The sequence below is a fragment of the Brevundimonas viscosa genome (assembly GCF_900116065.1).
Taxonomy (GTDB): Bacteria; Pseudomonadota; Alphaproteobacteria; order Caulobacterales; family Caulobacteraceae; genus Brevundimonas; species Brevundimonas viscosa.
In genome coordinates this window covers 518,244-540,161 of record NZ_FOZV01000001.1, presented here as the reverse complement: position 1 = coordinate 540,161, position 21,918 = coordinate 518,244, and the positions used below count along the sequence as shown (strand labels likewise).

The following is a 21,918-nucleotide window of genomic DNA, read 5'->3' as shown; positions in this document are numbered from 1 at the left end:
GCCATACACCACCCGCGCTCAAGCAGCGAGGCCCCGCGGGCCGAGCGTTAGCGCCCTAACAAGCCTGCCCCGCCGCCCAGCCCGACGACCAGGCCCACTGGAAATTGTAGCCGCCCAGCCAGCCGGTGACGTCGACCGCCTCGCCGATGACGTACAGCCCCGGCGCCGCCTTCGCCTGCATCGTCTGCTGGTCCAGCTGGTCGGTGGCGATCCCGCCGAGCGTCACCTCGGCGGTGCGGTAGCCCTCGCTGCCCACCGGCTTCACCGTCCAGCGGTTCACCGCCTCGTCCAGCCGGCGCAGGGCCTTGTCGCCGACCTCGGCCAGCTTGCCGTGCACGCCCTCGCGCTCGCACAGGCTCTCGGCCAGCCGGCGCGGGGTGATGTGGCCCAGCGCCGTGTGCACGGCCTGTTTGCCGTTAGCCGCCTTGGCCGCCTTCAGCGCCGCGAACACGTCCGCCCCGGGGGCCATGGCCACGGTGATCGCCTCGCCCTCGCGCCAGTACGAGCTGATCTGCAGGATCGACGGCCCCGACAGGCCGCGGTGGGTGAACAGCAGCCCCTCCCTGAAGCTCGGCCTACCGCCCTTCGGGCTACTTGAGGCCGAGGACACCACCGCCTCCACCGACAGCCCGGCCAGCGGCGCCAGCGTCTCCAGCAGCCCCGCCTCGAAGGTCAGCGGGACCAGTCCCGGCCGCGTCTCCGTGACCCGGAGCCCGAAGCCCCGCGCCGCGTCATAGGCCCAGCCCGTCGCCCCCATCTTCGGGATCGACTTGCCCCCCGTCGCCAGCACCAGCGACCGGGCCCGCACCACGCTCCCGTCCGACAGCGCCGCCTCGAACCCGTCGCCCGACCGCGCCACCCGTTCCACCGCCACGCCCAGCCGCAGCGTCGCCCCCGCCTCCGCCATGCCGTCCGTCAGCATGCGGACGATCTGCTTCGCCGAGTCGTCGCAGAACAGCTGGCCGAGCGTCTTCTCGTGCCAGCCGATCCCCGCCGCCTCGACCCGCTTCAGGAAGTCGTGCTGCGTGAACCGCTTCAGCGCCGAGGTGGCGAAGCGCGGATTCTCCCCCAGAAAGGCGTGCGGCCCGCAGCCCAGGTTGGTGAAGTTGCACCGCCCCCCGCCCGAGATGCGGATCTTCTCCCCCGGCGCCCGCGCATGGTCCACCACCCACACCGAGCGCCCGCGCCGCCCGGCCTCCCAGGCGCACATCATCCCGGCGGCGCCCGCGCCGACCACCAGCACATCGATCCCGAGCGGCTTCATCCCCGCCCCCTACCACAGCCGCGCCGAAATCCCCGAGGGCGGCGCGGTCCAGTCCAGCACCCGGATGCGCGGCCCCGGCCCCGCCCCGGTCCGGTCGATCAGCAGGTCGGTGATCGCCCACACCAGCGCATCGGCCCGGTCGAGGCTCTCGCCCGCCTCGTCCGGCCCGCCCAGCGCCATCAGCTCCTCCTCCAGCTGCACGAACGCCCCCGCGTGCGTCACCCGCCCCTGTTCGTACAGCGCCGCCACCGGCTCGGCCCGCACCCGCTTGCCCCGGGTCGCCCGCACCGCCCTGAGCTTCACCCGCGACCCCGCCGCGACCAGCACCGAGCGCACCAAGTCGCCGCCCTGGTTGACCTCGGCGACGATGGCCCGCGCGCCGAATTCCTCCGCCGCCCGCACCGCCCGCCGGGCCCAGCCCTCGGGCGACAGCCCCCGCGCCGAGCGGTCGGCCAGCACCACCGCCCGGTCGCCCGTGCGCCCCGCGACCACGATGCCGCAGGCGTCCCCGCCCGCCGTCACGCACGGATCCACCGCCACCACGACCCGGTCCCAGGGGCTACCGCCCTTCAGGCTACTTGAGCCCGAGGGGAGTCTGGCCCTCGCCAGCATCTCCGCCGTAAACAGCGCCCCGTCCAGCTCGACCACCTGGCCGTCCAGCTCCTGCGCCGCCCGCCGCGTGCCGCCGTACAGCGCCTCCAGCCCGGCCAGGAACCCCGGGGCCAGATGCGCCGCATTGTCCCGCGTCCCCGCATGCGTCTCCACGCACGACGCCTCCCCCCGCAGCCGCCGCAGCGCCGCCGTCGGCCTTGGCGTCGTCGTCACGCATAATCTGGGGGCGCATTCCTCCCCCGCAGGGGGAGGGGGACCATCCGAAGGATGGTGGAGGGGGCGAAGCGGCAGTCTCAACCCCATCCGCAGCAGCGCGAGAACTTCACCCCCCGCCCGCCACGCGCAGAACTCGTCCGCCCACGCCGCCTGGAACTGCGGCCCCCGCAGGCTGTCCGGATCCTCCGCCGAAAAGGCCCACGCCGTCGCCCCGTTCGGAAACGTCAGCCGCCGCCGCGTCGGCTCGTACACCGGCCGCGCCCCCGCCCCCCAGCGCGGCAGCGACCGCAGCCCCGACGCCCCCTCGATCATCACCTCGCGCACGTCGTGCAGGGTCGGCCCGATCAGCGCCAGCCGCCCGCCCGGCCCGACCGCCTCGGCCATGTCGGCCAGCCACATCGCCCCCGCCAGGGTCTTGCCGGCCCCGCGCCCGCCGAGGAACAGCCAGGTCGCCCAGTCCCCCGCCGGCGCCCGCTGCGCCGCCCGCAGCACCAGCGACGGACCCGCCGCCCCATCCTCCCCCTCCGGGGGAGGGGGACCATCCGGAGCCGCAGGCGAAGGATGGTGGAGGGGGGCCGCCCCGAACCCCGCCAGCACCGCCCGCTCCACCTTCTCCTTTGCCGCGCAGATGGCCGCCACCGCGGTGAAGTCGGCCTCGGCCGCCGCCGCCGCGATGCTGGCGTTGAAGGCGGCCCGCGTCGCCGCCGGGTCGTCCGGGTCGATCGCCACCGCATAGGCCGCCGCAACCGCCGCCGCGACCCCTTCCCCGACCCCTTCCCCGACCCCTTCCATACGCCCTTCCCCGGCGCCCGCCGCCAGCCCCGCCCGCGTCGCCGCGTCGGCCAGCGCCGCCGCGGCCGCGGCGGGATCGCGCGCCACCCCCGCGGCGTCGCGCGACAGGCCGCGCGCCTTCGCCTGGGAGCAGATGGTCGTCACATGCACGCCGAAGCGCACCGCCAGCACCACGTCAGGCACGCCCGCGTCGCGCAGCCGGAACAGCGCCCGCCATGCGCCCTCGGTCAGCCGGCTGTTGGGATGGCGCCAGTCGTCGCTCCGGTCTTCGAAGGCCGGAACCGCCCGCCGCCCCGGATGCGCCGGCGGCAGGTCCTTGCGCCGCATGCCCAGCCGCCGCGCATGGACGTGAAAGGTGTCCGCCGCCACCCCCGCCTCGGCGATCAGCCGCGCCGCCGGCTCCCCCGCGTGCCAGCGCCGGAACAACCCCCGCCAGGTCTCGTCGTCATGCGCCGCGCTGTGATGTTTGGTCATCCTCGCCCTCCAGGTTCCGTCCAACCCGAAAGCCTAACCCCGCCCCTTCCCATGGCGGGCAAAACGCCTCGTTTCGTTGTTTTCCCTGACGAATTCCCGTGGCGATCCGCGAACTACTGACATTCCTCCCCGTCGCAAGGCGACGGGGAGGGGACCATGCGGAGCATGGTGGAGGGGTGGAGCCGGATAGCCAGCGGCGCCGCGGCGACGAGCCGCCCCCCTCTCCCTCCCCTTCAGAGGAGGGTCGCCGAGCCCCGCGAGGCGGGGTGGAGACGACCCAGCAACCAGCCCGTCCGCCGCCCCCACCCGGTCGCTCCGCGACCCCCCTCCCCGTCCCGGGGAGGGAGAAAAGCCCCCGGACGCGCCCCGCGCGTCCGACCTGCCCGGCCCCCGCCGCCCGCCCCGGCGCGGGTCAGGGACCGGCCCGGCGGGCCGGCCGCGCGAGCGGCGCGCAGCGTCCTTGAGGCGCGCCGGGGCGGGCGGCCCTCCACCTCTCACCACTCCAGGACCGTCAGCTTCCATGGGCTTGCCCCCGCGCCCCGCGTCCCCGACTGTCCGCCACAGGATCACGAGGGGGAGACGACATGAGCTTGGCCGCCCTGACCGCTGTCGCCCTGCTGGCGGCGCCGCCGGAACTACAGGCCGCACCCTTTCCGACGCCGCCCCAGGCCCTGCCCGCCCCGGCGACCGCCGGCCAGTGCCGCCCCGACCCCGCCTCCGCCGAGACCCCCGAAGCCCTCGCCCGCCGCTTTCATGACATCGCCTTCCAGCAGGACATCGAGGCCATGGCCGCCCTGCTCGCCCCCGGCGCCGTCCTCCTCAACGCCCACGACGATTTCCGCATGTCGGACACGGACTTCCTCTCCCTCCTCGGCGTCGGCCGCGCCGGCCGCACCGAAATCGTCCAGACCCTGACCTCCGGCGCCGCCGCGGTCCTGCGCGAGCGCACGGCCACGGGCGGCGAGATCCTGCTGGTGGTCCAGACGGACGGCGGCTGCGTGACGGGGGTGACGAGCTTTTATGATTGAGGGGGCCGGTTAGGGGGCGCGCCCTGTCCATCGACGGGCCCAGCTCCAATTAAGCTTCCTATGCGTGCTTCCGGCACCTTGTCAGCCCGTGAACCACAGTCGGTGCGAAGTTCGATCTGACACGGCAGGGCTACCGCTCCGAAGAGCTCATGAATCGCGCCGCATGTGGCTGGCGGGATGTGGCGATCGCGTCACCGCGACCTCAGGCGCCGACGTGCACCAAGGATCGGATCTGGTCCTGAAAGCGGGAGCGAAGCTCGCCGGCACACTCCCCATAATGCGCCTCCCGATGGTGGCTGGGGCAAAGGGCTATCATGTTTTCCGCAACGTCCGGACCGCCCTCATGCAATGGAACGATGTGATGAGTTTCTAGGTAGAGTGACCCGTCAGGACACCGGAAGCCGCTGACACCGCAGTGTTCACACCGCCCCGCAGAACGGTCTAGGACGGCCTGCCGAACCCTCGCCTCGCGCACATACACGAAGCCTGAATGCTCCCGCCGCCGGGCGGTCCCGCCCAAGTCTGCTGTGATCGAGAACTGGTCAACAACCGCTGGGCCGACCGCGCCTCGTCTTAGAACGTGCTCTCCGGTCGCCCAATCGTAGCTGACGATAGTCCATGGCTCAGGATCGAGTTGGCGCTTGGTTACGGATGATGCGGCAGAGTGAGGGTCAGCAAGATCGCGACGCCGCCCGTCGTTGAGGATTACCCGGATGGTCAGCTTCTCCCGGACGGCAGTTTCCAAGGCTTCCACCAATCGTCGCGCGCGCCGAGCTCGCGGACTTCCTGGACTGCGGAGCGCGAGGGCATCTGCGTCTGCTCGGAAGTTCTCCCGATGGACGATTTGGCCAGCCGGGGTAACCGAGAGGGCTTGGTGCCAGAGGTTCAGAACTATCCCGGCTCCGGGTTCGATGAAGGCCCATTCGTAGCAGTATTTCGGGTTGGTTCTCGCCCCGGCCGCGCCTCTGCTGCTGCTGGCTGACCAATCCGAGACGTCGTGACCGGCCCGACGCACCAGATCGAGAACAGGATCCTTCACGGTGGGACGAAGGCTTTCTAGGCTTTGCGGGGGAGAAGTGTGAAAGGTCATGAACGAAATGATCGCACATGATTGTCGCCGCACCAGTGACAGCTCTCGAGGCGACCGCCGACCTTTACCAGACTGGGCCGACCTAGTCAGACGGTCCGGGAGTGTAGAACGCCGATACAGGGGGAGGGCAGGTTGTGATTGCCGAGAGGGATTGCGACCATTGCCCTGCGTTGCGTGCCCAAGGGTTATATCCTTGGTGGCGGGGGATAGCGCCGCTCGAACGCCTCCCAGATATCATCATCGAAATCGCTGTTTAGCCGCAGCGACCTTAATGCCGATCGCACTTCTTCTCTCGTTGGCTTGTGAGAATCAGGGAGTTGCCCTTCCTCTCGGGCGAAATCGAAGAGGGCGCTTGCTGACGCATAAAGCTCTGCCACTTCTACAACTTCACTGGCTATATATAGATTATCCGGTCGCCGCTGCTCGTCATTCGCCTGCCTTGCTGCGTCTCGCGCCCGAGCTACTCGAACCTGAATGTCTCTGATAAGAGAGGTGTAATATTCAGACTCCTTCGGGGGCGCAAACTGAACTATTTTACGTATATCGTCTAACCCGGTTGGGCTTATACGCGGAAAATCAAGCGACACTGGCGGCGAGTTCGGAGCCAGCTCAACAAGGGCTAGGTGGCTCTTAAGTAGGAGCCACTGTTCAGCAGTCTGCTCGGCAAAGTCACAGACCTCGGTTAGGACCAAGGGCGCCATCGCACGCGCCGCTCGATAAGATCTGTCGGTGCGCTCGCGCTCTTGCTGGTCTGATTGGCGTACCTGCTTATTCAACAAGTAGGCCCCAGCTATAGCGGCCCCCACGGCCATGACACCGGACAGTAATGTCTCGCGTTCTGACACCCAGAGAAAAAGTACTGAAGTCTCCAGGACCTCAACAAAATTGGCGCCGCATGCGCCCTGCCACGGCGGGCAAAGCCATCGCCGAGTAGCGAAAACTGCGAAGAGCACCCCCCAAACACAGAGCGCCACAAGGACGCTCACAAGCGTGACCCTTGCCCAACCAGTCTTCGAAGTCGTCGTGGCGGCGTGGCTCGTCATGCGAGGACAAAATTGGAAGTGCGCATCATGCTGTACGCGCGTTTAGGATATGTAGGCGGACTAACTCGCCGCTCGGTCGACGAGTCGGCTTCGCCTGCACCAGCAGACCACGATCGTCATTGAAGGCTTCGCTGTATATATTCGGAAAGCCGTCATATGCGGGATCCCGAATATCAGCTGGCAGATAGCGACCCGGATCTGAGGCAAGTTCCACCCGAGCTTGACGATTGTGCTTGGTCAGTTGGTCGATGCGAACTGAGAATTCTTCCATGTCTCCGACCTCAACCGGTTCCCCCGACCGGACAGCATCGGCAATCGCTACGTCAATTACGGTCGCATCGGGTGCGCTGCCCCCAATTCGAAGCTGATCAGCTGTGGGTCCAATCGGCGCAACGATCTGCTTTGCTTGGGGCTGCATAAGTTGAACAACATCGACCACCGCCCTGAGGGAACTATCGTGCATCCGCTCGACGGATTGGCGCTCCAAGTGCCTGTCTTCAATGAGCGCCTGCTGCTGCTCCTGAACAATATCGATCATTCGATCTATGTGGGAACCGGCCTCCGTTCGACGTCCGCCATGCCATAGCAGTACCGCGCTTAGCAGGTGCTTTATGTAGTCGGATCCCAAGTTCACGGCGACTTCATACGCGAAGGGAAGAACGCCTGCGGCAGCTACAATCACGCCGTGCAGTTCAACGCACGCTGTTCGGGGAGCCCCAACCTGAACAGAGAGCTCGATACGCTTCCGCCCCCGCGGAACATCCGGCAACACTGCGGCCCAAAGCCCACGATGTATCGCTTCATCGACCCCAATCATGGAGCGGCCGAGGAGGCGCATGTCCACACGATGGTCGCGCGCATCCAGTCCGGCGAATTGGAGAACGAATTCAGCTGCCATAACGCCCTCCCCAGGTATCGGCAGTAAGCCTGTGGTTGACCTAGATGTCGAGTTCGCGTGGCAGCAGCCTTCACATGGACCGCGACGTCAATGCGCCTCGTCCCAGTTCCCCGCCGCCCGCGCCTCCACCACCAGCGGCACCGACAGCGCCACGGCCGGCTCCGCCGCCCCCTCCATCACCCGCCGGATCACCGCGATCGCCGCCTCGGCCTCGCCCGCCGGCGCCTCGAACACCAGTTCGTCGTGCACCTGCAGCAGCATCTTCACCCCTGACAGGCCCTCCGCCTCAAGCGCGCCCGGCATGCGCACCATGGCCCGCCGGATGATGTCCGCCGCCGCCCCCTGGATCGGGGCGTTGATGGCGGCGCGCTCGCCGAAGGCGCGCTCGGCGGCCGATTTGGACAGGATGGCCGCGATGTGGATGCGGCGCCCGAACAGGGTCTCGACCCGGCCGGTCTCGCGCACCCGGGCCTTCATCGCGTCCATGTAGGCGCGGATGCCGGGGAAGCGCTCGAAATAGGTCTTGATGTAGGCCCCGGCCTCGCCCTGGTCGATGCCCAGCTGGTTGGCCAGGCCGAAGGCCGAGATGCCGTAGACGATGCCGAAGTTGATGGCCTTGGCGCGGCGCCGCGTCTCGGGGTCCATCTGGTCCAGCGGCACGTTGAACATCTCCGAGGCCGTGGCGGCGTGGATGTCCAGCCCGGCGGCGAAGGCGCGCTTCAGCTCGGGGATGTCGCCGATGTGGGCCAGCAGGCGCAGCTCGATCTGGCTGTAGTCGGCCGAGATCAGCACATGGCCGTCGGCGGGGATGAAGGCCTGGCGGATCTCGCGCCCCGTCTCGGTGCGGATCGGGATGTTCTGCAGGTTGGGGTCGGAGCTGGCGAGGCGGCCGGTGGAGGCGGCGGCCAGCTGGTAGGAGGTGTGGACGCGGTCGGTCTCCGGGTCCATGGCCTCGATCAGGGCGTCGGTGTAGGTGCCCTTCAGCTTCGACAGCTGGCGCCAGTCCAGCAGCACGCGCGGCAGCTCGTGGGTCAGGGCCAGCTCCTCCAGCACGCTGGCCTCGGTGCCCCACTGGCCCGAGGCGGTCTTGCGGCCGCCGGGCAGGGCCATCTCGCCGAACAGGATCTCGCCGATCTGGCGCGGCGAGCCGACGTTGAACGGGCGGCCGGCCAGCTGGTGGGCGCGCTGCTCCAGCTCGGCCATGCGCAGGCCGAACTCCGAGGACAGGCGGCGCAGGCGGGCGGGGTCGACGCGCACGCCGGCGCGCTCCATCTCCGCCAGCACGGCCGGCAGCGGGCGCTCGAGGGTCTCGTAGACGGTGACGAGGCCCTCTTCCGCCAGCCGCGGCTTGAGGATGCGCCACAGGCGCAGGGTCACGTCGGCGTCCTCGGCGGCGTAGCAGGTGGCCGGCTTCAGCTCGACGTGTCTGAAGGACTTCTGGGCCTTGCCGGTCCCGGCCACCGACTTGAAGGTCGTCGGCTCGTGGCCGAGGTGGCGTCGGGCCAGCTCGTCCATGCCGTGCGGATGGCGGCCGCCGTCCAGCACGTAGGAGATCAGCATGGTGTCGTCGATGGGGCTGACGACGATGCCGCGGCGGGCCATGACGGCGAGGTCGTATTTCCCGTTCTGCGTCACCTTGAGGACGGCGGGGTCCTCCAGCAGGGTCTTCAGCCGGGAGAGCGCCGTGGGCTTGTCGATCTGGGCGATCGGCTCCGGGGCCGGCCCGTCGCCGAACAGCCCCTCCCCCGCCTGCGGCGCCGCCTCGTGCGTCAGCGGCACATAGCAGGCCTCGTTCGGCCCCACCGCCAGCGACACCCCGCACAGCCCCGCATGCGTCGCGCTGAGCGAGTCCGTCTCGGTGTCGAAACCCACCACTCCCGCTTCTTTGGCCCGCGCGATCCAGCGGTCCAGCGCCTCCAGGGTCTGGACGCATTCGTAGGCGTCCATGTCGAAGCTCTGGGCCTCGGCCGGGGCGGGGGCGACGTCGCCGTAGCGCGGGGCCATGACCGGGGCCGAGGGCATCTTCGGGCGGGCGGTGAAGGCCGAGCCGTCCTTCTGCGGCGCCTTGCCGTCGCCAACCCGGGCCCTCAGGCCGCGGAACTCCATGCGGTCGAGGAACTCGCCCAGCCGCTCGGGGTCGGGGTCGCGGACCGCAAAGTCGTCGATCGGCTCGGGGGCCGGGGCGTCGCAGGTCAGGCGGCACAGTTCCCGCGACAGGCGGATCTGGTCGGCGAACGCGATCAGGGTCTCGCGCCGTTTCGGCTGTTTGATCTCGTGGGCGCGGGCCAGCAGCGCATCAAGGTCGCCGTACTCGCCGATCAGCTGGGCCGCGGTCTTGGGCCCGATGCCGGGGGCGCCGGGGATGTTGTCGACGCTGTCGCCGATCAGGGCCTGGACCTCGACCACCTTGTCCGGGGTCACCCCGAACTTCTCGAACACCGCCTCCTCGGCCAGCTTGCGGTCCTTCATCGGGTCCCACATCACCACCGACGGCCCGATCAGCTGCATCAGGTCCTTGTCGGAAGAGACGATCACCGCCTCGCCCCCCGCGTCGCGCGCCTTGCAGGCGTAGGTGGCGATCAGGTCGTCGGCCTCGTAGCCGGGCAGCTCCACGCAGTGCACGCCGAAGGCGGCGGTGGCCTCGCGGACCAGCGGGAACTGCGGGATCAGGTCCTCCGGCGGCGCCGAACGGTTGGCCTTGTACTGGTCGTACATCTGGTTGCGGAAGGTCTTCTCCGAGTGATCGAAGATGGCCACCAGGTGCGTCGGCCCGTCCGGACCCCGCATATCCCGGATCAGCTTCCAGAGCATGTTGCAGTAGCCCTGCACCGCCCCCACCGGCAGGCCGTCCGACTTGCGCGTCAGCGGCGGCAGGGCGTGGTAGGCGCGGAAGATGTAGGCCGAGGCGTCGATCATCCAGAGCCGGACGGCCGGGCCGTCCTGGGTGAGGGGGCGGTCGGGAGTCTCGGGAGCGGCGGCGTCGGTCATGGGCGCAACATAGGTGGGGCGGGGGCCGCCGTCACCGGCGGAAGCTCGCGCCGGGCGCCGCAGGCTGGCACGAAAACAGGGCGCCAAACCTGCCAAACGCGCCAAGCCGCCGTTCGAATGAAAGCCGTTATCGAACAGCTATTTGACGCGATGCGAGACCCCACGAGAGGGGCGGCGGCGTGCCAGATTATCGGAAATGCGTGGCGGGAGGCGCCGCCGTCCTCGCCGCGTGCTGATGAACTTTTCAAAGACCGCCCCACGGCCCCCAAAAGGGCATGGTCGTCTGAGGTGGGCGGGACGGGCCGGGAAACAAGAGGCGGAAAGGAATAAATTCCTTCCTCAGGACACCCAGGTGTTGCGGCATTCGCCCGCCGTCCAGCCGTTGAAGCCGGAATAGACCCGGCACTCGTAGCCCATGCCGGCCAGGGGACCGTGCAGGATGCCGGTCTCGACCAGCGCCCCGCGGCTATCGTAGCGCGGCTGTTTGAAGGACACCCACTGGATGCGGTCGCCGGGGCGATGCGGGCGGTCGGGATCGTGCGTCGTCGGGAAGCTGAGTCCGTGGCGGCTCCAGTCGCAATGCGGCGCCCAGCCGGAACCCTCGTCGTCCAGCCACAGGGGCGGCGGCAGGTTGTCGGTGGTGTTGAAGCGGTAGTGGTCGCGGGCGACGGCGGCGATGACGGCGCAGTCGTCGCCGAGGCTCTCGGTGAGCGGCGGGTGCTCGACGACCTCAGGCCCGGCCGGCTGCCCGGTGACCGGAGGCGAGCCCGCGCAGGCCGCGAGACCGAGGGCGGCGGCGAGGCTGAGGATGCGCATGGCGGCAGCTCCTATTTCGAACGCAGGCCGGTGATGGTCCGACCCGGCGCGATGTCCTCGGCCGAGGTGATCAGGTGAACGAGGGCGGGGCGGCCAGCGTTCCGGGCCGCCGCCAGCGCCGCCGGGAAGTCCTCCGTCCGCTCGCAGCGAACCCCGAAGGCGCCGAAGGCCTCGGCGTATCTGACGAAGTCCGGGTTCCTCAGGTCGGTGGCGATGGTCCGCTGCGCGCCCGGATAGTGGGTCTCCTGGTGCATGCGGATGGTGCCGTAGGTGCCGTTGTCGACCACCACGACCACGGCGTTGATCCCGTACTGGACGGCCGTGGCCATCTCCTGCCCGGTCATCAGGTAGTCGCCGTCGCCGGCGATGCAGATCACGTCGCGGTCCGGGTGAACCGACTTGGCGGCGAGGGCGGCCGGATAGCCGTAGCCCATGGCGCCGGAGGTCGGGGCCAGCTGTGTGCGGCGGGCGCGGTGGCGGTGGAAGCGGTGCAGCCAGGCGGCGAAATTGCCGGCGCCGTTGGTGAGGACGGCGTCGTCCGGCAGGGCCTCGGCGAGATGGCGGATCACCTCGCTCATATTGACCGCACCCGTAACCTCGACCGGCTCGCTGAAGGCGTCGTAGTCGGCCCGGGCGGCGGCGGCCTCATCGGCCCAGCAGCGGCCCGGATCGATCTGCGACAGGGCCAGCGCCGCCAGCGAGTTGTCGGCGGCGGCGCTGAGCAGCGGCGTCCAGACGCGGCCCAGCTCCTCCGGCCCCGGATGGATATGGATCAGGGTTTCGGCGGTGCGGGCACGGTCCAGCAGGGTGTAGCCCTGGGTCGGGTTTTCGCCGAGGCGGGCGCCGACGGCGAGGATCAGGTCGGCCGCCTTGACCCGCGCGGTCAGCTTCGGATTGCAGCCCAGGCCGAGGTCGCCGGCATAGTTGGCGCGGTCGTTGGAGATCAGGTCCTTGCGCCGGAAGGACAGGGCGACGGGCAGGCCCAGCCGCTCGGCCCAGTCGCCGATGGCCGCAGCCGCTTCGTCGCTCCAGCCGGAGCCGCCCAGCACCAGCAGCGGGTGTTCGGCCTCGGCCAGCCGGTCGCGGACCTGTTCGACGAAGGCCGGGTCCAGCGCCGCCCTCGCCGGCGTCACCGGCCGGATCGGGGGCGGACCGCCGTCCTCGTGCAGGATGTCCTCGGGCAGGCCGATCACCACCGGCCCCATGCGCCCCTGCAGCGCCGTGGCGAAGGCGCGCTCGACCACCTCGACGGTGCGCGCCGGGGTCTCGATCTCGGTGGCCCATTTGGCCAAGCCGCCGAACACCTCGCGGTAGTCGACCTCCTGGAAGGCGCCGCGGCCGCGGTCGGACAGCGCGATCTGGCCGACGAACAGGATCATCGGGGTGGAGTCCTGGTGCGCCGTGTGCACCCCGATGGAGGCATGGGTGGCCCCCGGCCCGCGGGTCACCATGCAGACGCCGGGCTTGCCGGTCAGCTTGCCGTAGGCCTCGGCCATGTTGGCGGCCCCCGCCTCGTGGCGGCAGGCGATCACCTCGATGCGGTCGCGCACGTCGGCCAGCGCGTCCAGCACCGCCAGATAGCTTTCTCCGGGCACGCAGAAGACCCGGTCGATGCCGTTCATGACGAGCGTCTCGACGAGGCGGCGGGCGGCGGTGTTCGGCGGCTGGGTCATGGCTCCGCCGTTAGCAGATCGCCCCCCGGCTTGGCCATGCAACCGAACGGCCACGCTTGCGTTCCCGGCCAAGGTTCCAATCCAGCCCCCGCCGAGACCATGAAGAAGATCGCCGTCCTGTCCCTGATCGCCGCCGCCCTCGCCGTGTCGGCCTGCAACACCATCTCGGGCATCGGCCGCGATGTGCGCGCCGCCGGCGACGCCGTCACCTCGGGCGCCGAGAGCGCCCGCAACTAGCCGTCGTAGCGTACGCCGGTGAGGTAGAGGCCCTCGGCCGGGGCCACCGGCCCGCAGGCGGTGCGGTCGCGCGCCGCCAGCGCCGCGGCCACGTCCTCGACCGCCCAGCGGCCCAGCCCGACCTCGACCAGGGTGCCGGTCATCGATCGCACCTGGCGGTGCAGGAAGCTGCGCGCCTCGAACGCCAGGTGCACCTCCTCGCCGACGCGGGTCACCGCCGCCACGTCCAGCGTCTTCTCCGGCGAGGCCGACTGGCAGCCGGCGTCGCGGAAGGTGGTGAAGTCGCGGAAGCCGACCAGCGCCTGCGCCGCCGCGTGCATGGCCCCGGCGTCGAGCGGCTTCTTCACGTGCCAGACCCGGCCGAGGTCCAGCGCCGGTCGCCCGGGCCGGTTGAGGATGCGGTAGAGATAGCGCCGGCCCGTGGCCGAAAAGCGGGCGTGCCACTCCGGATCGACCTCGGCGCAGTCCAGCACCGCCACCTCCTCCTCGATCAGGTGGGCGTTCATGGCGTTCATCACCGTCCGCGCCGGCCACGCCCTGTCGAGGTCGAAGCTGACCACCTGTCCGGTGGCGTGGACGCCGGTGTCGGTGCGGCCGGCGGCGGCGAGGCGGACCCGCTGGCCGGAGAAGGCGGCGATGGCTCGCTCCAGCGCGCCCTGCACCGTCGGCTGGCCGGCCTGGGCCTGGAAGCCGTTGTAGCCCGAGCCGTCGTATTCGACCGTGAGCCGGTAGCGCGGCATCAGGACAGCCGGGTCCCGGCCGGCAGGGGGAAGCCGCGCAGCATCTCGTCGGGGGCTTGAGCCGCCCGGCCCTCGCGTTGCACCCGCACCAGCCGCACCGCCCCCTCGCCGCAGGCCACCCGCAAGGCGTCGTCCAGCACCTCCCCCGGCGCGCCGGAGCCGTCGGCCGGCTGCGACATCAGCGCCTTGATCCGCGTCGGCCCCTGCGGACCGGCGGCCTCGAACCAGGCGCCGGGGAAGGGCGACAGGCCGCGGATGTGGGCGTCGACCTCGGCCGCCGGCCGGGTCCAGTCGATGCGGGCCTCGGCGGGGCTGATCTTGCGGGCGTAGGTCGGCTCGCCCGCCTGCGCCATCTCCGTCACCCCGCCGCGCTCGATGGCGGCCAGGGCGCGCGGCCACAGCCCGGCCCCGACGTGGGCCATGCGTTCCGACAGGGTGGCGGCGGTGTCGTCGGGGCGGATGTCCATCACCTCCGACAGCAGGATCGGTCCCTCGTCGAGGCCTTCCGACATGCGCATGATCTGCACGCCGGTCCGGCGGTCGCCGGCCATGATGGCGCGCTGGATGGGGGCGGCGCCGCGCCAGCGCGGCAGCAGCGAGCCGTGCAGGTTGAAACAGCCGAGCCGCGGCGCCTCGAGCACTTCGGGCTTTAGGATCTGGCCGTAGGCGACCACGCAGGCGGCGTCGACATCGAGACTGCGGAAGGTCTCGATCGCCTCGGCCGTCTTCATGGACGCCGGCGTGAACACCGGCAGCCCCATGGTCTCGGCGAAGGCGTGCACCGGCGACGGCGTCAGCTTCTGGCCGCGCCCCCTGGGCCGCGGGGGCTGGCTGTAGACGGCCACGACCTCGTGGCCGCTGGCGATCAGTTCGGCCAGCGACGGCACGGCGAAGTCGGGGGTTCCCATGAAGGCGAGGCGCATGGCGCCTCCTAGCCCCTCAATCCCAGCGCGTGAAGACGCCGCCGCCCTCGTCCCATTCGCCGCCGGCGTCGAGCGCGTCGTCGAACTGCAGCAGGCGGTCCAGCACGATGCCGGCGATCACGCCGACCGCGGCCACGCCGACCAGCGAGATCAGGCTGGCCACGCCGACCTTCTCGTTGCGGGTCAGACGACGGCGGCCGTCGGGGCCGACGATGCGATCCGGTCTGCGCTTCAGGCGGGCCATCAGGCGGCCAGCCTCGCGGCCTTCTTCACCTTGGCGACGGCGCGATCGCGCTTCAGCCGCGACAGGTGGTCGATGAACAGCACGCCCTGCAGGTGATCCATCTCGTGCTGGATGCACACGGCGTAGAGGCCCTCGCACTCCTCCTCGACCTGTTCGCCGGCGTAGTTCAGGTAGCGGACCCGCACCCGGGCGGGGCGCTCGACGCTGTCGAAATACTCGGGCACCGACAGGCAGCCCTCCTCGTAGGCGAACAGCTCGTCCGAGGCCCAGACGATCTCGGGATTGACGAAAAAGCGCGGGTTGGGCCGGCGCTGCGGCTCGTCCTCGCCCTCGGCCGGCTCGCCCTCGGGTTCGCCGTCGCCGAGGTCCATGACGATGACCCGGCGCGTGTCGCCGATCTGCACGGCGGCCAGTCCGATGCCCGGCGCCGCGTACATGGTCTCCAGCATGTCGTCCATCAGCGCCCGCAGGTCGTCCGTCACCGGCCCCTCGACCGGGGTCGAGACCTGCTTCAGCACCGCCAGGTCGGCGGGGTTGTCGATGGTGAGGATGCGACGGAGAGCCATGCCCGCGAGGTAGTCGCGACGGGCCAGAAGGTCAAGATTTCCGAGTCTTCCACTGGGTTATGCGGCGACGCCCGGAAGCAGCCGCGGCCGGCCGGCTTCATCCAGCGCCACATAGGTGAACACGCCCTCGGTCACCCGCACCGAGCGGGACTGGGCGACGTTGCGGGAGCGCTTCCACGCCTCGACATGGACGCGGATGGAGGTGCGGCCGGTCTTCAGCACTTCCGCATAGATCGACACCTCGTCGCCGACCGCCACCGGCTGGTGGAAGACCATGCCGTCCAGCGCCACGGTGGCGCAGCGGCCCTGGGCGATCTCGAAGGCGGGGGTGGCGCCGGCGAGGTCCATGTGGGCCAGCAGCCAGCCCCCGAAGATGTCGCCCTCGGGGTTGGTGTCGGCCGGCATGGCGATGACCCGGCCCACGGGTTGGCCCGACGGTTGCGTCGGCAGATCGGCGACGTCGGTCACGCGCGGCGGCTCCGGAGATGGGGGAAGGAAGGTGGCGCACCCGACACGATTCGAACGTGTGACCTTTGCCTTCGGAGGGCAACGCTCTATCCAGCTGAGCTACGGGTGCGTGCGCCGGCCGGGGCCGGGAGGAAAGGCCTCTACAGCAGGAGCGCGTCGCCCTCAATCCCGAATGCGCCCCGGCGAACCGGAGGCGCGGCGGCGGGTTTGCAGGATGGGAGAATTTCGATGCGCGCGTTCCTGATCGGCCTTGTCGCCCTGCTCGGCGCCTGCGCCGCCACGCCGACGGCCTCGCCGGCCGGCCCGGGCGGCGACAGCCTCGACGCGGCGGCGCGCGACTACGTCGCCCTGATCCTCGAGATCGGCGAGCACGAGGACGGCTATGTCGACGCCTACTACGGCCCGCCGGAGTGGGCCGCCGCGGCCGAAGCGAACCCGCGCTCCGTGCCGCAGCTGATCCAGGGCGCGGCGACGCTGAGCGACCGGCTGGAGGCGATCTCCACGGCCGGCGCGGACCCGGCCACGGCGCAGAGGAAGCAGTACCTGCTGGCCCACGTCTCGGCGGCGGCGGCGCGCCTGCGCATGCTGTCGGGCGAGCGCATGAGCTTCGCCGACGAGGCCGAGGCGCTTTTCGGGGTGCGGCCGGAGCTGCCGCCGCTGTCCAGCTTCGACCCGGTGCTGGCCGAGATCGACGCCCTCCTGCCCGGCCCCGGCTCGCTGGCCGAGCGGGTGACGGAGTTCAAGTCGCACTACGTCATCCCGAAGGACCGGCTGCAGGCGGTGATGGACGCCGCCATCGCCGAGTGCCGGGCGCGCACGGCGCGGCACATCGACCTGCCGGACAACGAGAACTTCACCCTCGCCTTCGTCGGCGACAAGCCGTGGTCCGGGTACAACTACTACCAGGGCGATGCGCAGTCGAAGATCGAGATCAACGCCGACTTCCCGATCTACACCGAGCGGGCCATCGATCTGGGCTGCCACGAGGGCTATCCGGGACACCACGTCTACAACGCCCTGCTGGAGCAGACCTTTGTGCGCGAGCGCGGCTGGGTGGAGATGAGCGTCTATCCGCTGTTCTCGCCGATGAGCTTCGTGGCCGAGGGCAGCGCCAACTACGGCATCGACCTCGCCTTCCCGGGCGACGAGGCGCTGGCCTTCGAACGCGCCGTGCTGTTCCCGCTGGCCGGGCTGGATCCGGCGATGGCGGAGAAGAAGGCCGAGCTGCAGGGCCTGCTGCGCCGGCTGGCGCGGGCGGAATACACCATCGCCGACAACTACCTCGCCGGCCGCATCGATCGCGACACGGCCATCGACCAGCTGATGACCTACAGCCTGTCGCCGCGCGACAAGGCGGCCCAGCGGCTGCGCTTCATCGACACCTACCGCAGCTACATCATCAACTACGGCCTCGGCCGCGACGTGGTGCAGGCGTGGGTCGAGGGACAGGGCGGCGACCGCTGGGACGCGATGGAGACGCTGCTGTCGAGCCAGATCCTGCCGGCGGACATCGACTGACGCTCACTGCGCCAGCATGCCCCCGTCGATCTTGAACTCGGCGCCGGTGACGAATTTCGACTCGTCCGAGGCGAGGTAGAGGACGCAGTACGCCACATCGTCGGGCTCGCCGATGCGCTTCAGCGGGATGCCGCGGGCCAGCTTCTCGTGGGCCGCCGCCTCGTCGCCGCCGGCCATGGCCACGAAGGGGTCGAGGATCGGGGTCCTGATGAAGACCGGGTGCACCGAGTTGCAGCGCACGTTCCAGCCGGCCTTGGCCGCCTCGAGCGCCACGGTCTTGGTGTACATCCAGACCGCCGCCTTGGTGGCGTTGTAGGCGCCCATGCCGGGGGCGGCGGCCAGCCCGGCGACCGAGCTGATGTTGACGATCGAGCCGGCCCCGGACGCGCGCAGGTGGGGCAGGGCGTGCTTGCAGCCCAGCATGACGCTCTCGAGATTGATCGCCTGGACCCGCCGCCAGTTCTCCAGCGTGTCCTGCTCGGCCCAGACCAGCGAACCCCCGATGCCGGCGTTGTTGACCAGCACGGAGAGGCCGCCCATGGCGGCGACAGCCTGTTCCGTGGCCGAGATCCACTGCGCCTCGTCGGTGACGTCGTGGGCGAAGGCGAAGGCGGCGCCGGGATGGTCGGCGTTGATCTCGTCGGCCAGGGTCCGGACGCCGTCCAGGTTCACGTCCGTGACGGCGACCTTCGCGCCCTCGCGCGCCAGCATCCGGGCCATGGCCTGGCCCAGCCCTCCGGCGGCGCCAGTGACCAGCGCGGCCTTGCCCGCGACCCGGCCGCTCATTTCGCCCCGTCGGCGGCGGCGTCGATGAAGCGGGCCATGTCGAGATCACGCTGCGTCACGCCGCCGGCGTCATGGGTGGTCAGCAGCACCTCGACGCGATTGTAGACGTTCGACCATTCGGGGTGGTGGTCGACCTTGTCGGCGTGGAGCGCCACCCGCGTCATGAAGCCGAAGGCCGCATTGAAGTCAGGGAAGGTCAGCGAGCGGGCGATGGCGGGGCGGTCGCCCTCCGCCTCGCGCCAGTCCGGCAGATCGCGCAGCACGGCGGCGACGTCGAGGGTGTCGGTCATCGGATCCTCCTCCCCCCGCGTATCCCGCTACGGCGTGCGCCACAAGCTGGCGCCGGTTCGCCGGAACACACGGCGAAGCTTCGAGTTTACTGCGCAGGTCTGGCGGAGGAGGATGCATGGAAAACCTGTGGCTCGCCGCTCTGGGCGCTTCTGACCGGGAGCGGCTCGAACCCCATCTCGAGGAACGGCCCTTCCAGCAGGGACAGACGCTCTACGACGCCGGCGAGGCCGTCGAGGTCGTCTGGTTTCCGCTGAGCGGCGTGGTGTCGCTGATGACCCTGCTGGCGGACGATCACATGGTGGAGACGGGCGTGATCGGACGGGAAGGTCTGGTCGGGGTCACCTGCGGCCCCCTCAATGCGCGCGCTTCGAGCCGCGCCATCGCCCAGATCGGCGGTTCCGCCGCCTGTTGCCCGGGGGAGGTCTTCTCGGCCGCCCTGGCGGAGAGCGACGCCATGCGCGACGCCCTGTCGCGCTTCACGGAAAGCCTCCTGGCCCAGGTGCAGCAGAACGCAGCCTGCAACGCCCAGCACCGGCTGGACGAGCGTCTGTCCCGCTGGCTCCTCACCGTGCACGACCGCGCCGGCGGCGACCGCTTCGCCCTGACCCAGGCCGACATCGCGGGCATGCTGGGCGTACGTCGGGCGACGGTCAGCGAGGTCGGATCTGAGCTGGAGGAGAAGGGTCTGATCCGCCGCGGGCGGGGCTGGGTGCAGGTGCTGGACCGGCCCGCGCTGGAGCGCGCTTCGTGCGGCTGCTACGCCATGGTGCGGAGCGTGATGAACGATCTCGGGGTCCCCGCCCCGAACGGCAAGCACTGAGCTGACCTGCGGCTACGCGCGTGGATGACGCCGCCGCCGCGACCCGCTAGACCGCTGCCCATGACCGAGCCCGCCCCGCCCTCCGGCAAGACCTCCTCCTTCGGCTTCCGCGACGTCGACGCGCGCGAGAAGGTGCGGCTGGTCCGGGGCGTGTTCGACAGCGTGGCGTCGAACTACGACCTGATGAACGACCTGATGAGCGCGGGCGTGCACCGGCTCTGGAAGGACGCCGCCGCGGCGAAGCTCAACCCCCGGCCAGGCGAAACCATCCTCGACGTCGCCGGCGGCACCGGCGACATGGCGCGGCGCTACGCCCGGATGGCGCGGCAGGCCCAGGAACGCCGCGGCGGGTCCGACGCTTCGGTGATCGTGCTCGACTACAACGCCGAGATGATCATGGCGGGCGTGAACAAGGGCGGCGAGCCGGAGATGAGCTGGAGCGTCGGCGACGCCATGGCCCTGCCGCTGCCGGACGCCTCGGTCGACGCCTATTCGATCAGCTTCGGCATCCGCAACGTGGCCGACGTCCCGCAGGCGCTGCGCGAGGCGCGGCGAGTGCTCAGGCCCGGCGGACGCTTCCTGTGCCTGGAGTTCTCGCGCCCGATCGCGGGGCCGATCCGCAAGGCCTACGACGCCTGGTCCTTCCACGCCATCCCGCGCATCGGCGAGTGGGTCGCGAAGGACCGCGACAGCTACCAGTACCTGGTCGAGAGCATCCGCCGGTTTCCGGACCAGCCCACCTTCAAGGGCATGATCGAGGCCGCCGGTTTCAGCCGGGTGTCGGTGACCAATCTGTCGGGCGGCGTGGCCGCCATTCACTTCGGGTGGGCGATCTGACCGGACGGATCGACCCCGCGACGCCGCCGCCCCCGCCGGCGACCCTTCCGGTGCGACGGCCGGTGGAGTCCTTCGTGCGCCTGCTCGGCTGGCTGGGCGTGCTGATCCGCCACGACGCCCTGGCGCCGCGCGAGATCACGCCCCTGCTGCCGGTCTGGGCGCGCTGGATCGCCCATCTGCTGCATCTGTTCGCCGGACGCGAGGGCCGGGAGGGGCGGCCCGGCCAGAGGCTGGGCAAGGCCTTCGAACATCTCGGTCCGGTGGCGATCAAGCTGGGGCAGGTGCTGGCCACCCGGGCCGACATCTTCGGCGTCGAGTTCGCCCGCGACCTCGGTCGCCTGAAGGACGCCCTGCCGCCCTTCCCGGTCGACCAGGCGCGGCGGGAGGTGGAACGGTCGCTGGGCCGCCCCGTCGAGAGCCTGTTCATCGACTTCGGCCCGCCGGTCGCCGCCGCCTCGCTGGCGCAGGCCCACCCGGCCATGCTGGCCGACGGCCGCAAGGTGGCGGTCAAGGTGCTGCGGCCCGGCGTCGAGCGCCGCGTCGCCCACGGACTGGATTCGATGCGGCTGGCCGCCGGTCTGGCCGTGCGCTTCGTGCCGCTGGCGCGGCGGCTGGAGCCGGCGGCCTTCGTCGAGACCATCGCCCGCGCGCTGACCCTGGAGCTGGACATGCGGCTGGAGGCGGCGGCCGCCTCCGAGCTCGGCGAAATCATGGGGAAGAGCGCGGCCACAGGCGACATCGGCGGCCACATGACGGCGCCGAAGGTGATCTGGGACGGGGTCGGCAAGCGGGTGCTGACGCTGGAATGGGCGCCGGGTCTGCCGCTGACCGACCCCGCCGCCGCCGAACAGCCGGGCATCGACCGCAACGCCCTGGCGGACAATGTCGTGCGCGCCTTCCTCAGCCAGGCCCTGGACCACGGCGCCTTCCACGCCGACCTGCACGAGGGCAACCTGTTCTGCCACGCCCCGGCCGAGCTGACCGCCATCGACTTCGGCATCGTCGGTCGCCTCGGCCCGGCCGAGCGTCGCTACCTGGCCGAAATCCTGTGGGGCTTCATCAGCCGCGACTACGAGCGCATCGCCCGGGTCCACTTCGAGGCCGGCTATGTGCCGCCTGAGCACTCGGTCGAGGCCTTCGCCCAGGCGCTGCGCGCGGTCGGCGAGCCGGTGATCGGCAAGCAGGCCTCCCAGGTGTCGATGGGCCGCCTGCTGGGCCAGCTGTTCGAGATCACCGACCTGTTCGACATGCACCTGCGGCCCGAGCTGATCCTGCTGCAGAAGACCATGGTCTCGGTCGAGGGGGTGGCGCGGCGGCTCAACCCCGATCACGATCTCTGGGCGGCCGCGCAGCCCGTCGTCGAGCGCTGGATTCGCCGCGAGCTGGGCCCGCAAGCGCAGGCGCGCGACGCCCTGAACGAACTGCGGGAGACGCTGAAGGCGCTGTCGCGGCTGGCCCGGAACCCGCCGCAGCCCCAGACGGTGATCGTCCGCGAGACGCACCTGCCGCGCTGGGCCGGCGTCGCCCTGGTGGTGACCGCCGCCGCGGCGGCCGCCGCCCTCGTTCTGTCGCTTTGGCCCGCCATCGTCTGATC

At 70.5% G+C, this 21,918-nt stretch carries 20 protein-coding genes and 1 tRNA gene; 6 read left to right on the top strand and 15 right to left on the bottom strand.

The features are described 5' to 3' along the window. Positions 1-55: 55 nt before the first annotated feature. The gene (locus tag BM333_RS02635) at positions 56-1,264 is read right to left on the bottom strand and encodes a BaiN/RdsA family NAD(P)/FAD-dependent oxidoreductase (RefSeq protein WP_092306986.1); all 1,209 of its coding nucleotides are present in this window, start codon (positions 1,262-1,264) and stop codon (positions 56-58) included. A 9-nt stretch (positions 1,265-1,273) separates the two neighbouring features. Beyond that, positions 1,274-3,358, bottom strand: a complete 2,085-nt coding sequence (locus tag BM333_RS02630) for a DNA-packaging protein (RefSeq protein ID WP_245777114.1) — start codon at positions 3,356-3,358, stop codon at positions 1,274-1,276. A 584-nt stretch (positions 3,359-3,942) separates the two neighbouring features. Between BM333_RS02630 and BM333_RS02625 the strand changes: the two genes are divergently transcribed. Further along, the gene (locus tag BM333_RS02625; protein WP_092306984.1) at positions 3,943-4,386 is read left to right on the top strand and encodes a nuclear transport factor 2-like protein; all 444 of its coding nucleotides are present in this window, start codon (positions 3,943-3,945) and stop codon (positions 4,384-4,386) included. 202 nt (positions 4,387-4,588) lie between these two features. Here BM333_RS02625 and BM333_RS16315 read toward each other — a convergent pair whose 3' ends face one another. From BM333_RS16315 to BM333_RS02605, 5 genes are all read right to left on the bottom strand, one after another. Then, on the bottom strand, positions 4,589-5,476 hold the full coding sequence (locus BM333_RS16315; protein WP_092306982.1) for an HNH endonuclease: 888 nt from the start codon (positions 5,474-5,476) through the stop codon (positions 4,589-4,591). A 1,068-nt stretch (positions 5,477-6,544) separates the two neighbouring features. Further along, entirely contained in the window at positions 6,545-7,417 is an 873-nt protein-coding gene (locus BM333_RS15550) for a DUF7946 domain-containing protein (RefSeq protein WP_143105745.1), read from the bottom strand. 87 nt (positions 7,418-7,504) lie between these two features. Then, positions 7,505-10,405, bottom strand: a complete 2,901-nt coding sequence (gene polA, locus BM333_RS02615) for a DNA polymerase I (RefSeq protein WP_092306980.1) — start codon at positions 10,403-10,405, stop codon at positions 7,505-7,507. Between the two features lie 339 nt (positions 10,406-10,744). Beyond that, positions 10,745-11,221: a hypothetical protein gene (locus BM333_RS02610; protein ID WP_092306978.1), complete on the bottom strand. Its 477-nt coding sequence runs from the start codon at positions 11,219-11,221 to the stop codon at positions 10,745-10,747. Positions 11,222-11,232: 11 nt separating this feature from the next. Beyond that, the gene (locus BM333_RS02605) at positions 11,233-12,894 is read right to left on the bottom strand and encodes a thiamine pyrophosphate-dependent enzyme (protein WP_092306976.1); all 1,662 of its coding nucleotides are present in this window, start codon (positions 12,892-12,894) and stop codon (positions 11,233-11,235) included. 99 nt (positions 12,895-12,993) lie between these two features. On the opposite strand from BM333_RS02605, the gene BM333_RS02600 reads away from it, so the two are divergent. Then, entirely contained in the window at positions 12,994-13,131 is a 138-nt protein-coding gene (locus tag BM333_RS02600) for an entericidin A/B family lipoprotein (RefSeq protein ID WP_092306974.1), read from the top strand. Here BM333_RS02600 and truA read toward each other — a convergent pair. The 6 genes from truA to BM333_RS02570 all read right to left on the bottom strand — a co-directional run bounded on the left by truA (position 13,128) and on the right by BM333_RS02570 (position 16,181). After that, a complete protein-coding gene (gene truA, locus BM333_RS02595; RefSeq protein WP_092306972.1) occupies positions 13,128-13,871 on the bottom strand; it encodes a tRNA pseudouridine(38-40) synthase TruA in 744 nt (247 codons plus the stop codon). The genes BM333_RS02600 and truA overlap by 4 nt on opposite strands. Then, on the bottom strand, positions 13,871-14,794 hold the full coding sequence (gene fmt / locus BM333_RS02590) for a methionyl-tRNA formyltransferase (protein ID WP_092306970.1): 924 nt from the start codon (positions 14,792-14,794) through the stop codon (positions 13,871-13,873). Before fmt ends, truA begins: the two co-directional genes overlap by 1 nt. A gap of 16 nt (positions 14,795-14,810) precedes the next feature. Further along, entirely contained in the window at positions 14,811-15,038 is a 228-nt protein-coding gene (locus BM333_RS02585; RefSeq protein ID WP_092306968.1) for a hypothetical protein, read from the bottom strand. After that, positions 15,038-15,604, bottom strand: a complete 567-nt coding sequence (gene def / locus BM333_RS02580; protein ID WP_092306966.1) for a peptide deformylase — start codon at positions 15,602-15,604, stop codon at positions 15,038-15,040. Before def ends, BM333_RS02585 begins: the two co-directional genes overlap by 1 nt. A gap of 57 nt (positions 15,605-15,661) precedes the next feature. Next, a complete protein-coding gene (locus tag BM333_RS02575) occupies positions 15,662-16,009 on the bottom strand; it encodes an acyl-CoA thioesterase (RefSeq protein WP_092307583.1) in 348 nt (115 codons plus the stop codon). 95 nt (positions 16,010-16,104) lie between these two features. Next, positions 16,105-16,181: transfer RNA gene (locus BM333_RS02570), tRNA-Arg, on the bottom strand. 119 nt (positions 16,182-16,300) lie between these two features. Between BM333_RS02570 and BM333_RS02565 the strand changes: the two genes are divergently transcribed. Continuing rightward, a complete protein-coding gene (locus BM333_RS02565; protein ID WP_092306964.1) occupies positions 16,301-17,590 on the top strand; it encodes a hypothetical protein in 1,290 nt (429 codons plus the stop codon). Positions 17,591-17,593: 3 nt separating this feature from the next. Here the strand turns inward: BM333_RS02565 and BM333_RS02560 are convergent, their stop codons facing one another. After that, positions 17,594-18,376: an SDR family oxidoreductase gene (locus BM333_RS02560; protein ID WP_092306962.1), complete on the bottom strand. Its 783-nt coding sequence runs from the start codon at positions 18,374-18,376 to the stop codon at positions 17,594-17,596. Next, positions 18,373-18,666 carry a 4a-hydroxytetrahydrobiopterin dehydratase gene (locus BM333_RS02555; protein WP_092306960.1) on the bottom strand — a complete coding sequence of 98 codons (294 nt, stop codon included), beginning with the start codon at positions 18,664-18,666 and terminating at the stop codon, positions 18,373-18,375. The genes BM333_RS02560 and BM333_RS02555 overlap by 4 nt, the downstream gene beginning before the upstream one ends. A 116-nt stretch (positions 18,667-18,782) precedes the next feature. Here BM333_RS02555 and BM333_RS02550 point away from each other — a divergent pair, with 116 nt between their 5' ends. Genes BM333_RS02550 through ubiB form a run of 3 tightly spaced genes read left to right on the top strand, consistent with a single transcriptional unit; the run spans position 18,783 to position 21,916 of the window. Continuing rightward, positions 18,783-19,487, top strand: coding sequence for a Crp/Fnr family transcriptional regulator (locus BM333_RS02550; protein ID WP_092306958.1), 705 nt, complete (start codon positions 18,783-18,785; stop codon positions 19,485-19,487). A gap of 60 nt (positions 19,488-19,547) precedes the next feature. Next, positions 19,548-20,324: a class I SAM-dependent methyltransferase gene (locus BM333_RS02545; RefSeq protein WP_092306956.1), complete on the top strand. Its 777-nt coding sequence runs from the start codon at positions 19,548-19,550 to the stop codon at positions 20,322-20,324. Next, positions 20,312-21,916, top strand: a complete 1,605-nt coding sequence (ubiB, locus tag BM333_RS02540) for a 2-polyprenylphenol 6-hydroxylase (RefSeq protein WP_092306954.1) — start codon at positions 20,312-20,314, stop codon at positions 21,914-21,916. The genes BM333_RS02545 and ubiB overlap by 13 nt, the downstream gene beginning before the upstream one ends. The last annotated feature ends 2 nt before the right edge of the window (positions 21,917-21,918 follow it).

Excerpts from the sequence above, each read along its gene's own strand:
- BM333_RS02585 (WP_092306968.1), bottom strand. The coding sequence starts at position 15,038 with ATGGCCCGCCTGAAGCGCAGACCGGATCGCATCGTCGGCCCCGACGGC.
- BM333_RS02625 (WP_092306984.1), top strand. The coding sequence starts at position 3,943 with ATGAGCTTGGCCGCCCTGACCGCTGTCGCCCTGCTGGCGGCGCCGCCG.
- polA (WP_092306980.1), bottom strand. The coding sequence starts at position 10,405 with ATGACCGACGCCGCCGCTCCCGAGACTCCCGACCGCCCCCTCACCCAG.
- fmt (WP_092306970.1), bottom strand. The coding sequence starts at position 14,794 with ATGCGCCTCGCCTTCATGGGAACCCCCGACTTCGCCGTGCCGTCGCTG.
- BM333_RS02635 (WP_092306986.1), bottom strand. The coding sequence starts at position 1,264 with ATGAAGCCGCTCGGGATCGATGTGCTGGTGGTCGGCGCGGGCGCCGCC.
- BM333_RS02545 (WP_092306956.1), top strand. The coding sequence starts at position 19,548 with ATGACCGAGCCCGCCCCGCCCTCCGGCAAGACCTCCTCCTTCGGCTTC.
- BM333_RS02605 (WP_092306976.1), bottom strand. The coding sequence starts at position 12,894 with ATGACCCAGCCGCCGAACACCGCCGCCCGCCGCCTCGTCGAGACGCTC.
- BM333_RS02565 (WP_092306964.1), top strand. The coding sequence starts at position 16,301 with ATGCGCGCGTTCCTGATCGGCCTTGTCGCCCTGCTCGGCGCCTGCGCC.
- BM333_RS15550 (WP_143105745.1), bottom strand. The coding sequence starts at position 7,417 with ATGGCAGCTGAATTCGTTCTCCAATTCGCCGGACTGGATGCGCGCGAC.
- BM333_RS02560 (WP_092306962.1), bottom strand. The coding sequence starts at position 18,376 with ATGAGCGGCCGGGTCGCGGGCAAGGCCGCGCTGGTCACTGGCGCCGCC.
- BM333_RS02610 (WP_092306978.1), bottom strand. The coding sequence starts at position 11,221 with ATGCGCATCCTCAGCCTCGCCGCCGCCCTCGGTCTCGCGGCCTGCGCG.
- def (WP_092306966.1), bottom strand. The coding sequence starts at position 15,604 with ATGGCTCTCCGTCGCATCCTCACCATCGACAACCCCGCCGACCTGGCG.
- BM333_RS02555 (WP_092306960.1), bottom strand. The coding sequence starts at position 18,666 with ATGACCGACACCCTCGACGTCGCCGCCGTGCTGCGCGATCTGCCGGAC.
- BM333_RS02600 (WP_092306974.1), top strand. The coding sequence starts at position 12,994 with ATGAAGAAGATCGCCGTCCTGTCCCTGATCGCCGCCGCCCTCGCCGTG.
- BM333_RS02630 (WP_245777114.1), bottom strand. The coding sequence starts at position 3,358 with ATGACCAAACATCACAGCGCGGCGCATGACGACGAGACCTGGCGGGGG.
- BM333_RS02550 (WP_092306958.1), top strand. The coding sequence starts at position 18,783 with ATGGAAAACCTGTGGCTCGCCGCTCTGGGCGCTTCTGACCGGGAGCGG.
- BM333_RS16315 (WP_092306982.1), bottom strand. The coding sequence starts at position 5,476 with ATGACCTTTCACACTTCTCCCCCGCAAAGCCTAGAAAGCCTTCGTCCC.
- BM333_RS02575 (WP_092307583.1), bottom strand. The coding sequence starts at position 16,009 with ATGCCGGCCGACACCAACCCCGAGGGCGACATCTTCGGGGGCTGGCTG.
- truA (WP_092306972.1), bottom strand. The coding sequence starts at position 13,871 with ATGCCGCGCTACCGGCTCACGGTCGAATACGACGGCTCGGGCTACAAC.